This window comes from Salinimicrobium oceani (assembly GCF_012037645.1).
On sequence record NZ_JAAVJR010000003.1, the window covers coordinates 157,484 to 171,909 of the forward strand.

The 14,426-nt window shown below is 42.7% G+C and carries 12 protein-coding genes; 9 read left to right on the forward strand and 3 right to left on the reverse strand.

From position 1 onward, the window contains the following. Positions 1 to 27: 27 nt before the first annotated feature. Positions 28 to 3,237, reverse strand: a complete 3,210-nt coding sequence (locus HC175_RS06490) for a cytochrome c biogenesis protein (RefSeq protein ID WP_168137680.1) — start codon at positions 3,235 to 3,237, stop codon at positions 28 to 30. Between the two features lie 128 nt (positions 3,238 to 3,365). Here HC175_RS06490 and HC175_RS06495 point away from each other — a divergent pair, with 128 nt between their 5' ends. The 9 genes from HC175_RS06495 to HC175_RS06535 all read left to right on the forward strand — a co-directional run bounded on the left by HC175_RS06495 (position 3,366) and on the right by HC175_RS06535 (position 12,413). Further along, positions 3,366 to 4,130, forward strand: a complete 765-nt coding sequence (locus tag HC175_RS06495; RefSeq protein ID WP_168137681.1) for a Rossmann-like and DUF2520 domain-containing protein — start codon at positions 3,366 to 3,368, stop codon at positions 4,128 to 4,130. Then, positions 4,114 to 4,626, forward strand: coding sequence for a KdsC family phosphatase (locus HC175_RS06500; protein ID WP_168137682.1), 513 nt, complete (start codon positions 4,114 to 4,116; stop codon positions 4,624 to 4,626). The genes HC175_RS06495 and HC175_RS06500 overlap by 17 nt, the downstream gene beginning before the upstream one ends. Next, positions 4,623 to 4,949 carry a DMT family transporter gene (locus HC175_RS06505; RefSeq protein WP_168137683.1) on the forward strand — a complete coding sequence of 109 codons (327 nt, stop codon included), beginning with the start codon at positions 4,623 to 4,625 and terminating at the stop codon, positions 4,947 to 4,949. The genes HC175_RS06500 and HC175_RS06505 overlap by 4 nt, the downstream gene beginning before the upstream one ends. A gap of 3 nt (positions 4,950 to 4,952) precedes the next feature. After that, positions 4,953 to 5,873, forward strand: a complete 921-nt coding sequence (locus HC175_RS06510) for a geranylgeranylglycerol-phosphate geranylgeranyltransferase (RefSeq protein WP_168137684.1) — start codon at positions 4,953 to 4,955, stop codon at positions 5,871 to 5,873. Between the two features lie 2 nt (positions 5,874 to 5,875). Then, positions 5,876 to 6,463 carry a Maf-like protein gene (locus tag HC175_RS06515; protein ID WP_168137685.1) on the forward strand — a complete coding sequence of 196 codons (588 nt, stop codon included), beginning with the start codon at positions 5,876 to 5,878 and terminating at the stop codon, positions 6,461 to 6,463. Between the two features lie 52 nt (positions 6,464 to 6,515). Then, entirely contained in the window at positions 6,516 to 7,055 is a 540-nt protein-coding gene (locus tag HC175_RS06520) for a mechanosensitive ion channel domain-containing protein (protein ID WP_168137686.1), read from the forward strand. A gap of 53 nt (positions 7,056 to 7,108) precedes the next feature. Then, positions 7,109 to 9,637: a PIG-L family deacetylase gene (locus tag HC175_RS06525; protein WP_168137687.1), complete on the forward strand. Its 2,529-nt coding sequence runs from the start codon at positions 7,109 to 7,111 to the stop codon at positions 9,635 to 9,637. Between the two features lie 108 nt (positions 9,638 to 9,745). Next, complete coding sequence (locus tag HC175_RS06530) at positions 9,746 to 11,446, forward strand: sodium:solute symporter family protein (protein WP_168137688.1); 1,701 nt, start codon at positions 9,746 to 9,748, stop codon at positions 11,444 to 11,446. After that, positions 11,439 to 12,413 (forward strand): Gfo/Idh/MocA family protein, encoded by a 975-nt coding sequence (locus HC175_RS06535; RefSeq protein WP_168137689.1) that lies wholly within the window; start codon positions 11,439 to 11,441, stop codon positions 12,411 to 12,413. The genes HC175_RS06530 and HC175_RS06535 overlap by 8 nt, the downstream gene beginning before the upstream one ends. Before the next feature lie 155 nt (positions 12,414 to 12,568). Here the strand turns inward: HC175_RS06535 and HC175_RS06540 are convergent, their stop codons facing one another. Next, the gene (locus HC175_RS06540; protein ID WP_168137690.1) at positions 12,569 to 13,414 is read right to left on the reverse strand and encodes a DUF2911 domain-containing protein; all 846 of its coding nucleotides are present in this window, start codon (positions 13,412 to 13,414) and stop codon (positions 12,569 to 12,571) included. Between the two features lie 241 nt (positions 13,415 to 13,655). Beyond that, a complete protein-coding gene (kdsB, locus tag HC175_RS06545) occupies positions 13,656 to 14,378 on the reverse strand; it encodes a 3-deoxy-manno-octulosonate cytidylyltransferase (protein ID WP_168137939.1) in 723 nt (240 codons plus the stop codon). Positions 14,379 to 14,426: the final 48 nt, after the last annotated feature.

Sequence of the window (14,426 nt, forward strand, 5' to 3'; positions counted from 1 at the left end):
TTCGCAACCCGCTTATATCCACAGCTCTTATTCCCTCTTCCTATCCTTTTTCTTCTTGAGATATTCCGCAGTCAACCTGGAGCGATTTCCTTTTTTATAGTATTTCTTGAAGCGCCAGTATGAAACTGCACCCAAAAGGCCAACTACTGCAACAGAATAATAAACGAAAGTAGGTGTGATCACCTTATCTCCGCTTGCATAGGAATGCAATCCTGAAAGATAGAAATTCACCCCAAAGTAGGTCATCATGATGCTGGCAAATGCTACTATAGCCATAAAGTTAAAAAGCCATCGGCTTCTCATTCCCGGCACCAGTCGCATGTGGATCACAAAAGCATATACCATGATGCTCACCAGCGCCCAGGTCTCTTTAGGATCCCAGCCCCAGTAACGGCCCCAGCTTTCATTTGCCCATTGCCCTCCAAGGAAATTTCCGATAGTTAGCATTACAAGACCAATGGTAAGGGCCATTTCGGTTATAATGGTGATCTCCTTGATAGTGAGATCCATTTTCTTCTTATTCTTCCGGGTAGTAAAGATCATTAGGATAAGTGCCACAGCGCCCAGGATCATTCCCAGCGTAAAAGGTCCATAGCTACCCACAATGACCGAAACGTGGATCATCAACCAATAGGAATCCAGTACCGGTTGCAAATTCGCAATTGAAGGATCCATCCAGTTCCAGTGAGCGATCATAAGGATCATAGCGGTGACAAAAGCAGTAGAAGCTATGGTAAGATCACTTTTTCTCCCAAACAGTAGACCGAAGAGCATAGTAGCCCAGGCCACGTAGATCATAGATTCATAAGCGTCACTCCACGGTGCATGCCCGGAGATGTACCAGCGCGCAATAAGACCCGCGGTATGCAAGGTGAAGAAAATAATGATAGTTACTTTACTCACAGTGATCAATCCTCGAATGGCCCTGCTGTCTTTAAAGATCTGGAAAATGACAAAAAACAACATGAGCACCCCTGCAAGCATATACATCCAGAAGAGATTTCTGAAGATATCATACTTGTTGTACAGGATCTCTGTCTCTATCTTCTTTTCTGAAGGAATAACTTCTTCCCCAAATTTCTTCTGAAATCCCTGAATGCTATTCAGCAGCTCATTCGCCTGACTGTAATCTCCTGTTTCTTTTGCTGTGCGAAGAGCAGAAAAATACATAGGTAGGATCTGCCTGGTGTATACCGAGTCCATACCTTTAAAACCAGCTTCGGCTGCTTCAGGAAAGGACACCCATTTATTGTTCTCATGCCCCGGAATTGGGAAGATCCTAAGGATCTTTCCCTGTAAAGCATTATAAAGTAAACTCACTCGCCTGTCTGTCTCTATGAAATCTTTTTCAAATTGGTTTGGAACAGAAGACATGTAAGCTCTTTCCAGGTAAGGCCCCAGTTTATAGTTTCCTTCCCTGTCAAAAAAGCTGGTAAGCGCCAAATATTTCTGATCTTCGGCTACGCCAACTATATGTCGAATGCTGTCGTTATCCTTTTTTACATTGATCACGGGAACATTATACCAGATCGTCGGATTTTCAGTCATGGAGATAAGTACCTGGTCTGAAGTCAGGCCTTCGTAATCATCACTTTTACTCAACTTCCGAAGCAATTCGGAAGAATAGGTGTTGACCGGCTTCATTCTCCCGCCGGCATCCTGCACAACGAGTCGGCCGAACTGGGCTGCATGCTCTTCAGAAACAACGTTGGCCATGATAATAGAATCAATTCTGGCTTTTGGAATTGCCAGTGGATTCTCATGCTGGTGCCCGTCCTCTTGCGCAAAACCAATTCCTGTAGAAAATAAGACCAGGAAGACGGTCATATATTTTGCCTTTTTCTTTTTCACTTTTTCCAACATCAGTTTTAGTTCCCCAAATCTAGAACCTCTGGCGAAAAGGATCCACATAAGGCCAATGTATAAAAGTGTATAGCCGATATAAGTGATCCAGGTGCCCCAAAAATCATGATTTACAGAAAGTACGGTTCCCTTTTCATCGGGATCAAAGGATGCCTGGAAGAACCTGTAGCCTTTATGGTCGAGCACATGATTCATAAATATTTCATAATCAAAGCTTTCTTCGTCTACTACGGTAACCTTACTCTTAAAAGAAGAATAACTTTTCTCTGTGCCGGGATATTTCTGAGCAATAAAATCATTTAGCTTAATGGAAAATGGTAGTTCGTATTCTTTCGATCCATACTGCACATAAAATTCAAGTCCACCTATATTCAATTTTTTAGGATCATTGATCATTCCTTTTCCACCAAGTAAACTTACAGTCTGGGATTCACCGCCCGTGCTAATTCTCACCACTGCAGCATCCTGTTGCCCTTCGGCCTTTTCTTTTGTGGGGATGATATCATATTTTCCTCTTATAGCAGGATCTGGTAATACGAACTGCATTCCTGCCATATTGTAAAGAGATCTCAGCATTAGAGTTTGTACAGAATCTGCCGCTACCTTCCCTTGTTGCTGGTCGGCCATTCTCATGTAAGAACCTTCAAAGGGAGAAGAGATGGTATATTCTTCTCCTTCCAAACCAATATTGATAGCACCATCTGTAGGTTTATTGAATGCAAAAAGAACATTATGAATACTGGAGACTTCACCTTCCTTAATAAAATGATCATGACGATCACCACCTCCTGCTTCAACGATCTTCAGGTAATTTTCTCCTTCAGGATCTTCAACAAGTCCTTCTTCGGCGCCGTGAATAAAATCTATAATTTCCAGTTTTACTGGCTGGCCGTTATAATCGGTATTGAAAGTAAATTCATTTGAAGCACCTGGCGCAAGCAGCACTTCTTCCTCTACAACCCGGCGTAAGGCTTCACCTTCTATTTCGCCGTCAATAAAGGTGGTCAAAAATGTCTTTTCTGATAGGAATGTATTTTCCGTAGCCCCTTCTCTAATTGGCATCATTCCTTCATAACTAATATAGCGAGTTACAAACGCACCAACCAAAATAAGAATGAATGACAGGTGAAGTAACAGCGATGACCATTTTTCCTTTTTGTGTAAGCCGTACCGGAAGATATTTCCTACGAAGTTAATCACAAAGAAGGCCATGATCACTTCAAACCACAATGCATTATAGATCCAGACTTTCGCAGTTTCTGTGCTGTACCAGTTTTCGATAAAAGTTCCCAACCCAAGAGCTATGGCAAAAACTATAAAGAGAAAGGCCATTAATCGGGTGGAAAATATAATAGAAGCTATTTTTTTCTGCATGAGGAATTTGCTTTATTAAACGCTGCAAAAGTATGGATTTTTGGAGGAATTAAGATTTAATTAACTGTACATTTTCAGGAGAAAAGCCAGGACTAAAGCAGTGAAGAAAATTTTGGTAATTTAGCCGCATGATCGAGATCATAGTCTTAGGTTCAGGGAATGTGGCGACGCACCTTTTCAAAGCTTTTTCGGCTGCGGAAGGAGTCAATGTAAAGCAGGTATACAATCATGCTGAAGCAAGCCTCGATTTCTTTAAAGGCGAGACGAAAACTACTTCAAAAATTTCTGAACTTGCAGAAGCAGATATTTTTCTCCTCGCCCTGAAAGATGATGTGATCCCCCAGATTGCAGAAAAGCTGAGCCAGAAAAACGGCTTGATAGTTCACACTTCAGGCTCTGTGCCTCTTGATGCGCTCTCTACTTGCACCCGAAGAGGTGTTTTTTATCCTCTCCAGACCTTTTCCAAAGAGAAAACGGTAGATTATTCTCAAATTCCGTTTTGCCTGGAAACAAATCGGGTTGAAGATCTTCAACTGCTCAAGGACCTGGCCGGCAAAATTTCGGGAAAGGCCTATGAGATCTCATCACAGCAACGAAAGCAAATACATTTGTCTGCTGTTTTTGTGTGCAATTTTGTAAATCATCTTTATGCTGTTGGAGAACAGCTCTGTCAAAAAGGGGAAATTCCGTTCGAAATTTTGAAACCCTTGATCAGTGAAACAGCAAAAAAGATCGAGCAGGCTTCACCGGCTGCAGTGCAAACGGGTCCTGCAATGAGAAACGATGTTTCAACAATAAATACTCACCTGGAACTCCTGGGATCTTCAGAAAACAGGAAGATCTACGAATTATTAACTTCAGCAATTCAAAGTTTTCATGGAAAAAAGTTATAAAGAATTTTTAGCCCAGATCACCACCTTTATTTTTGATGTAGATGGCGTGCTCACCGATGGTTCCATCCAAATTAGCACCAATGGCGAGCTTTTACGCACCATGAACATTAAGGATGGTTATGCGATGAAATATGCCCGGGAAAAAGGCTATACCATTTGTGTGATCTCTGGTGGGAAGAATGAAGGTGTTCGGCACAGGCTACGCGGCCTTGGAATAACCGACATTTATCTAGGCTGTCCCGATAAAGTGGAGCAGATGGAGGAATTCTTTGACATCTACAATATCAAACATAATGAGGTGCTGTACATGGGTGATGACCTGCCCGACCTTTACCCTATGAAAAAGGTGGGACTTCCCTGTTGCCCACAAGATGCTGTTGCCGAGATCAAGGAAGTTTCCAGATACGTTTCGCATAAGAAAGGTGGAAAAGGTTGTGTGCGTGATGTAATTGAGCAAGTTTTGAAAGTCCAGGGAAAATGGAGTGACCACAAATGAACTGGCTCCTCCTTATTATTGCCGGGCTCTTTGAAGTAGGTTTTGCAACCTGCCTTGGTAAGGCAAAAGAAACATCGGGCAGTACTGCTATGTGGTGGATGGCGGGCTTCTTTATTTGCCTAACCCTGAGTATGACCTTGCTCTACAAAGCAACACAGACCTTGCCTATAGGTACAGCCTATGCAGTATGGACTGGAATTGGAGCATTTGGCACTGTACTTATCGGGATCTTTGTATTTAAAGAACCCGTACATTTTTGGCGGTTATTCTTCCTCTTCACCCTCATCACTTCTATTATAGGACTCAAATTTGTCTCTGCCTAAGCTATGCCTGTGATCCCATTTTTGAAACTTATAAGATTACCAAATCTTTTGATGATCCTGCTTACACAGGTCCTGGTTAAGTATTTCCTATTTAAACCTTTTGGAATAGCCACAACATTAGGGCATTTGGATTTTGCACTGTTAGTGGTCTCTATGATCGCACTTGCTGCAGCAGGAAATATCATCAATGACATTCATGACACAGTATCTGACGGGATCAACAAACCTCAGAAAATGGTCATAGGCAAATTCCTTTCAGAAAAGGCGGCATGGAACTGGTTCATCGCTCTAAACCTGGTTGGTGTGGGAATAGGTTTCTACCTGAGCAACCTGGTTGGAAAATCCTCCTTTGTAGCTTTATTCATTCTCCCATCTGCTTTCCTTTATTTTTATGCCACCCAGATAAAAGGAACCATTTTGGTAGGGAACCTGGTGGTGAGTGTAATGGTGGGCATGATCATTTTAATGGTGGGGATCTTTGACTTGGTTCCGGCCATAAATCCTCAAAATCTCGCTACTCAAAAAGTGATGTTTTCGATCCTTATTGATTATGGTATTTTTGCATTTCTCGTCAATTTCTTAAGAGAAATGGTAAAGGACCAGGAAGATATACAGGGAGATTATAAAGCAAAATACAATACTCTACCTGTTCTGCTGGGTAGAAGACGAACCAATTTTATCATTTTTGGAATCGCTGTACTTCCGCTTTCAGGGGTGCTGTATTACATATATAATTATCTTTACGTGAGTAAAGCAGCCATGCTTTACGCTTTATTTCTGGTGGCCGGGCCCCTGCTCTACAGCATGGTAAAGCTTGCTGCTGCCAACTCAAAAAAAGATTATCACCATTTAAGCCTGGTGCTCAAATTTGTTCTTGCAACAGGAATTCTCTCCATTGGGCTTTTTAAATTTGTACTGATATAATTATGCTACAGGAAAAACTAAAGGACTATCATATTATTTTGGCTTCGGCATCGCCACGCAGGCAACAATTCTTTCGGGAGATGGGACTGGATTTCGAGATAAGGCTGAAACCAGTAGAGGAAGTTTATTCCAAAGATCTAAAGGGCGTGGAGATCACGAATTACCTGGCCCAATTAAAGGCTGAGGCCTTCAAGGAAGAACTCAGGACCAATGATATTCTTGTTACCAGCGATACAATAGTTTGGCAGGCAGGAGCAGCTCTCGAAAAACCTGTAGATCCTGCCCAGGCACTGCAAATGCTCAGGGAGCTCTCAGGGAAAACCCATGAGGTGATCACCTCGGTATGTTTTACAACAGCCGAAAAGCAGAAAACTGTTCATGCGGTTACCCGGGTGACCTTCAGCAAGCTGGAAGAAGACGAGATGCAGTTTTACATAGATAATTTTCGTCCTTTTGATAAAGCCGGAGGATATGGAATTCAGGAGTGGATTGGGCTTATTGGCGTTGAACATCTGGAGGGCAGTTACTTTAATGTGGTGGGACTTCCAACGCATCTCGTCTATCAAAGCTTAAAAGAAATGGCAGAATAGAAATCTGCAGCAGGACACCACAGACACTAAAATATTTTATAACCTTTGCAGAATGTCAGATCTCTTTCTTCTTAACCAAAACGAAATTGTCACCACCGCCGCTATTATCCTGGTGTTGTGGATCTTTCAGTTCATTTTAAAGAAAGCAGCCAACCGGGTGGGGCATCGCAGTGGAATTCACGTTACCCGTACGAGGCTCATGTTCAAGTATATCAATGTACTTGTCACCATTCTGGCAATTTTTTTACTCTCTCTTACCTGGGGATACGATGCACAGGAACTTGCGCTCATTTTTTCTTCTTTATTCGCAATAATTGGTGTGGCCATGTTTGCCATCTGGTCCATTCTCAGCAATATTACGGCAGGAATTATTCTATTCTTTTCTTTTCCGTATAAGATTGGAAGTCGCATCAAGATCCACGATAAAGAAATGCCCGTCGAAGCTGTAATTGAGGATATACGTGCCTTTCACCTTCACCTGCGCACTTTAGAAGGGGAATTGATCACCTATCCTAATAACCTTATTCTTCAAAAAGCCGTATCCCTAATCGAAAAAGAATACCATGCAGATGAAGGGAAAGATGCCTTGTGATATGGTCACATAAGGAATCTTACTATATTTGAAAAGTCTCAAAAATGAAATCCATGCGGAAGGTTCTTTTTCTTGCTTTTCTTGTCATCACCTCACTTGCACAGGCCCAGAAACCTGAAAAACCGAATTCCTCTCAAATTTATGCTGAAATAGAGAAGCTCAATTTTCTTGGATCGGTACTATATGTGGCTGCACATCCAGATGATGAGAACACCAGGCTCATCTCCTACTTTAGCAATGAAGTAAATGCCAGGACAGCATATCTTTCCCTAACGCGCGGCGACGGCGGACAAAATCTTATAGGTCCAGAGCTAAGGGAATTACTGGGAGTGATTCGCACCCAGGAGCTGCTGGCAGCAAGAAAAATTGACGGGGGAGAACAATTCTTCACCCGTGCCAATGACTTTGGTTATAGTAAGAATCCGGAAGAAACTCTCGAGATCTGGAATGAAGAGGAGGTGTTAAAAGATGTGGTGCGAGCGATAAGAAGTTTTAAGCCCGATATCATTATAAACCGTTTCAATGCGAATTCGGCGGGAGAGACCCACGGCCATCACACCTCATCGGCAATACTAAGCACTCGCGCCTTTGATCTCGCCGGAAAAGGATCTGTATTTCCGCAACTCACAAAAAGCCTGGGAACATGGCAGCCAAAAAAGCTCTTTTTTAACACCTCTCCCTGGTTTTATAACTCCCAGGAGGAATTTGATGCGGCCGATAAATCGGGATTCGTAACTCTTGATACAGGCGTCTACTTTCCACTCTTGGGAATGTCAAATACAGAGATCGCCTCCCTGAGCCGCAGCCAGCACCAGTCACAGGGATTTGGCAGCACGGGCACCCGCGGCACCGCAGCAGAATATATAGAACTTTTAAATGGCGAACATCCTAAAAATAACAATGATCCATTTGCAGGGATCGATACCAGCTGGAGCCGATTAAAAGGAGGTGAAGAAATTGGCCTGCTTCTCTCAAAAGTGCAACAGAATTTTGATTTCCAGGATCCCGCAGCCAGCGTTCCCGACCTGGTAAAGGCTTATCAATTGATCCAGGAACTCGAGAATGACCACTGGAGAAAACTGAAATCTCAACAGATCACAAATATTATTGCCGCCTGCAGCGGCTTGTATCTTGAGGCGACCGCTACAGAAGCATTGGCAACACCGGGAGAAGAGATCACGATCAATATTGAGGCAATAAACAGAAGTAATGTACGCGCTCAATTGCTTGCAGTACAGCTTCAGCCTGGTGGAAAGATCTCTTCAGTAAATTCCCCTCTCGAAAATAATCAGCCGCTGGTCACAACAACAACTTATAAAATTCCGGAAAACGCCACTTTCACGAGTGCCTACTGGTTAAAGGAGCGAGGAAGCCTTGGCATGTATAATGTTGAGCATGATTCTCTTATTGGTTTGCCGGAAACACCACGGCAAACAGCGGCAAAATTCACAATAAACATAGAGGGAGTGGAACTGCCTTTTACGCGCAGCTTGATCTATAAGTTCAATGATCCCGTAAGTGGCGAAACTTACCGACCATTTGAAGTAGTGCCGAAAATTTCAGTAAAATCAGGAGAAGATGTTCTGGTTTTTGCCAATGGAGCATCAAAGATGATCCCGGTAACGATAAAGGCATTCAAAAATGACATTTCCGGAAGCTTAACTCCGGGAACGCTGAATGGCTGGAAGATTACTCCCGAAAAACACATTTTTGAAGGGCTTCAAAAAGGGGAAGAAAAGACATTCTTTTTTGAAGTACAGCCGCCGCAAGTTCAAAGCCAGGTGGTTTTCCAACCAGTAGCTACTGCGAGTGGTCAGGAATTCAGAAAATCTGTAGTACAAATGGATTATTCTCATATTCCGCTGCAAACTCTTGTGCTGCCAAATGAAACCTCGCTTGTAAAACTCGACCTTCAGAAAAAAGGTAACCTGATTGGCTACATCCAGGGAGCCGGAGATGTGGTGCCACAGGCCCTGGTGCAAATGGGCTATTCCGTAGAAAACATCGCTCCAGCAGAGATCTCTGTCCCAAAACTTAAAAGATTTGATGCGGTTGTAGTCGGGATAAGAGCTTTTAACACTGTAGATGCGTTGCGGTATAAGCAAGCGGCACTTTTTGAATACGTACATATGGGTGGGAATCTCATAATCCAGTACAATACCAGCCGCGGACTAGTAACAAATACTATCGCGCCATTTGATCTACAGCTTTCGCGGGACAGGGTGACAGATGAGAATGCCCGGGTTACTTTACTCGCGAAAGATCATCCTGTTCTTAACACGCCAAACAAAATTACATCAGCAGATTTTGACGGCTGGGTTCAGGAAAGAGGCTTATATTTTCCAGATCAATGGGCTGCCGAATTCACTCCTATTCTTGAAATGAAGGACAAAGGAGAAACTCCAAAAAGAGGAAGTTTGCTGGTCGCCCCCTATGGGAAAGGATACTATATCTATACCGGCCTCAGTTTTTTCAGGGAATTTCCTGCGGGAGTCCCCGGAGCATTTAGATTGTTTGCCAACATGATTTCTTTAGGTAAAGGAGAGGCTTCAACTTCGACGCAATCCCATAACTCAAATTGATGGAACCTCCCAAAAAATATCAGTGGAAGAACAGCTATACGGTAGTATTATTAGCGAATGCTTTATACGTAGCTTTATTTTATGTACTCATGACGCTGTTTTCCTGATATGCAAATAATCGACTGGATCATTTTAGCGGGAACCCTTGCATTTATAGTGGCTTATGGCGTGTACAAAACTCGTGGCAGTAAAAATGTACAAGATTATATTCGGGGAGGGAACGAAGCGCGCTGGTGGACGGTGGGATTATCTGTCATGGCAACCCAGGCAAGCGCGATTACATTCCTTTCCACTCCGGGGCAGGCTTTTCACGATGGAATGGGCTTCGTGCAGTTCTATTTTGGCCTCCCTGTTGCGATGATCATTATTTGTATGGTTTTCATACCTATATATTACCGGCTGGAAGTCTACACCGCATATGAATATTTAGAATCAAGGTTCGACCTTAAGACCAGAACCCTTACTGCATTTCTTTTCTTAATTCAGCGTGGGCTGGCAGCAGGAATTACCATTTTTGCCCCAGCAATAATCCTATCTGCAGTTCTGGGTTGGAACCTTACGACCCTGAATATTCTTATTGGCGTTCTGGTGACCATTTACACCGTTTCTGGCGGTACTAAGGCGGTCAACGTAACTCAAAAACAGCAAATGGCGGTGATATTCTTTGGAATGGTTGTCGCCCTGCTCCTTATCATACAATACCTTCCTGAGGAGATCAGTTTTACAAAAGCCCTTGAGATCGCCGGTGCAAGTGGCAAGCTGGATATACTCGATTTCTCCTTTGATCTAGATAACCGCTATACCTTTTGGAGTGGACTAATAGGCGGAACCTTTCTGGCACTATCTTACTTCGGAACAGATCAAAGTCAGGTGCAGCGGTATCTTTCTGGAAGGTCTGTACACGAGAGTCAACTGGGATTGATCTTCAATGGCCTATTAAAAGTCCCAATGCAATTCTTCATACTTCTTGTAGGGGTCATGGTCTTTGTTTTTTACCAGTTCAACTACTCGCCTTTACATTTTAATCCGGCTGCAACAAAAGCGGTAGAGCAATCGGCTTTTGCTCCAGAATATGAGCAGTTACAGGGAGAATTAAGAACGATCCAGGAGCAGAAACAGGAAATAAGCCTTAAGTACGCCAACGCCGGAAAATTCTCAGACGGCGACCGCCAGACCTTCAAAGCCGAAATGCTGGACCTTAATGCCGCAGAGGTTAAGACGAGACAGCAGGGAACAGCTATAATTTCAAAGGCCAATACTACAGTCGAGACCAATGATAAGGACTATGTCTTCATTCATTTTATTCTCAATAACCTTCCAAGGGGACTAATTGGCCTCCTTCTGGCTGTGATCCTTTCTGCTGCCATGTCTTCTACAGCCTCCGAATTGAATGCTCTGGCCTCGACTACAATGATCGACCTCTACAAAAGAAACGTAGGAGAAAAGAGCGAAACACATTACGTACGCATGTCAAAATGGTTTACCTTAATGTGGGGCGCTATAGCTATAGGTGTAGCGAGCGTGGCTAACCTTTTCGACAATCTCATACAGCTGGTAAATATCATAGGCTCTATCTTTTATGGCAATGTGCTGGGGATTTTTTTGCTTGCATTTTTCGTCAAATATGTGAAAAGTAATGCCGTCTTTGTTGCCGCTTTCATTACTCAGGCGGTAATTCTAGTAGTTTATTTCATGGACCTCCTGCCCTATCTTTGGCTCAATTTGCTGGGATGTGCCCTGGTTATGAGCATTGCAGTAATTCTTCAAAGTTTTTCAACTTCAGGAAATATTGACATTAACCATGAATAAAAAGAGCATCAACTGGGGAATTCTGGGAGCGGGAAAAATTGCAGGAAAATTTGCAATTAGTCTTAAGCAGGTTGAAAATGCCTGTCTTTATGCTGTAGCCAGCCGGTCTCAGGAAAAAGCCACAGCCTTTGCGGAGAAATTTGAGGTTCAAAAGGCTTTTGGATCGTATGAATCCATGCTTCAGAATAAAGAAATTGACATAGTCTATGTAGCGACGCCGCACGTCTTTCATTACGCCCACAGCATGCTTTCCCTTGACTTCGGAAAAGCAGTTCTATGCGAGAAACCATTTGCAATGAACAGAAAGCAGGTGGAAGAGATGATCGCAACTGCCAAAACGAAGAATCTATTGCTTATGGAGGCGATGTGGACGCCATTTCTCCCACATATACAATACCTGAAAGAGCTTCTGGAATCTCAAAAATATGGAAAGATCAAAAAACTTACTGCCGACTTCGGATTTGATGCCCCTTTTGATGAGCAGGGTCGCCTTTTCAAGAAAAGTCTGGGCGGGGGCAGTCTGCTAGATATCGGAATTTATCCTGTTTTCCTGGCCCTTCACACTCTTGGCATTCCTGAAAAAATAGAAGCTAAAGCCACTTTAGGAAAGACTGAGGTCGACGAAGACTGTGAAATCAGGTTCCTTTATAGGGAAAATGTGAAGGCTGATCTGAAAAGCAGTATCATCAAAAGAACTCCAACAGTTGCTGTATTCGAATTGGAGCATGCAGTAATTGAAATTGCATCAAGATGGCATGAACCTTCTACCATCACTATCATTTCCTCGGGTGAAACTGAAATGAAAAACTTTGAAGTGGCCTCTTATGGTTATGAATTTGAAGCCAGGCATGTTCAGGAAATGTTGTTTCAGGGTCGAACAGAAAGCAACGTTATGACCTTTCAAAAAAGCCTTGAACTGATCTCCTTGCTGGATAAGGTAAGAGAATTAATAAAGCTTGAATACTAAAAAAAGGCTGTCTAAAAAGTCAGTTTTTCCTCAAGCTGAACTTAATTCAGTTTCCAATGTATGTTGATTTCAACAGATTGGGATCCTGAAATGAATTCAGGATAAGGTATTACTTGCTTTTCAGACAGCCTCTGCTATTTCTTTTGGTGTTAGGATTATTTAGCTCCCCACTCTTTTAAAGAATCTTCATTAAGTTTTACATAATCCATGTTACCTGCCTTTTGTGCAGCTGCAAGAGATTTCTTTGCTGTTGCAATAGCTTCTTTCTTCATTCCAAGATCGGCTTCGATTAAAGCTTTTCTTCTCACTACCCAGAAGGCATCCTCTCCTCCCATCGATACAGCTTTCTGTATCCATTCATAAGCTTTTTTCAGATCTTTCTTTTCATCATGAAAATAAGTAGCGGCTGCAAAATAATCTCCGGCAGAAGGTCCGTTCATGACCCGATCAATACTTGCCATCGCCTTCTCATCTGTAGGCACATTGAATCTTAAGGTTGCTACTGTTTCCTCCCAAATAAAATTAAGCGCTGCAGAATCACTTTGTAGTTCATCGATCAAAATAGTGAAAGTCTCCATTGGCATAGGCATCTTCTGCACCTGTGCCTTGGCTGTTAGTGCTACCTTACTTTCATCCCATTCCTGTGGCAGGCCCCAGTTCTGGTTGTCTTTATAGAAGATCACATCCCACTCATTTTCTCCTGGAATGGTATAAATAGCATAAGTTCCCTGAGGTAATTCTTTTCCATCTATGGTCACTTTGGTGTCAAAGCTAATGGTGGTGTTATTGTTCGCACCTGTTCTCCATTTTTCTCCATAAGGCACCAGGTCTCCAAAGATCGTTCTCCCTCTCATACCCGGGCGGGAATATTTGAGATCAACATTAGTGAGCCCTACTTGCTGCTCTACAGTTGCCGACGGACTTGGCTGCGGAACCTGGATCTGTGCATTTGAAACAGTAGCCAGTAAACCGGCAAAGAGAAATAAATAAATTTTTTTCATGATCGTTTTAGTTAGTTTCTACCAAAGATAGAGAATTTAGATCTTGGAAATAGAGAAAATAGACCTCTCAAAAAAGGCATTTTTGACAGCTTTATAGGTAAAGCTCTTCAGACGAGAAAAAGATGGTATTTCCTGCAGCAAAAAGTGAAGCTGGCAGATAGCAAGTATAAGGAGTCAGAATATTTTAAGCTGCTATTTCAGCGGCAAAAAATCGACCTGAAAATTGCCATTTTTGATGCCTCTATTCGTCTTCAGAAAGAATTTTTCTGGCTTCCTCCAGGTCTTCAGGTGTATCTATACCTACTCCTTTTACTGTGGTTTCTACCATCTTGATATTTTTTCCATATTCCAGATATCGAATACACTCGATCTTTTCAGTCGCTTCAAGCTTCAGCATAGGTAAACGGTAAAAATCCATGAGCGCCTGCTTTCTAAAGGCATAGATCCCAATATGTTTGAACCAGGTCACGCCGGTATTTTCATCTCGTGGAAATGGAATTGGGGATCTGGAAAAATAAAGAGCGAATTCATTCTTGTTGGTGATCACCTTTACATTATTTGGATTTTCAATGTCTTTCCTGATCTTCAGCGGAGCTTTTAAAGAGGCCAAATCGATCATGGCTGCATCTTTTCCGTGGAAAACATTAAGAAGCAAGGCAAGACTTTCGGTATCGATCATGGGTTCGTCACCCTGAACATTGACTACTATATCAACATCCATATGTTCAACGGCTTCAGCGATACGGTCACTTCCGCATTCATGTTCCTTTGTGCTCATGATCGCATTCCCTCCGTTTGAAGTGATCTCGGAATAGATGATATCGCTATCGGTCACCACATAGACCTCCTGGAAAAGGCCTGTTTTCTTTGCAGCTTCATAAGTTCTCAGAATCACAGATTTGCCATGCAGGTCCTGCATTAATTTCCCCGGAAAGCGGGTTGCGGCATAACGTGCGGGGATCATAGCGATAATTCTAAGCGGAGTCTTTTCCAAAGCTAAGGTTTTAAAGAG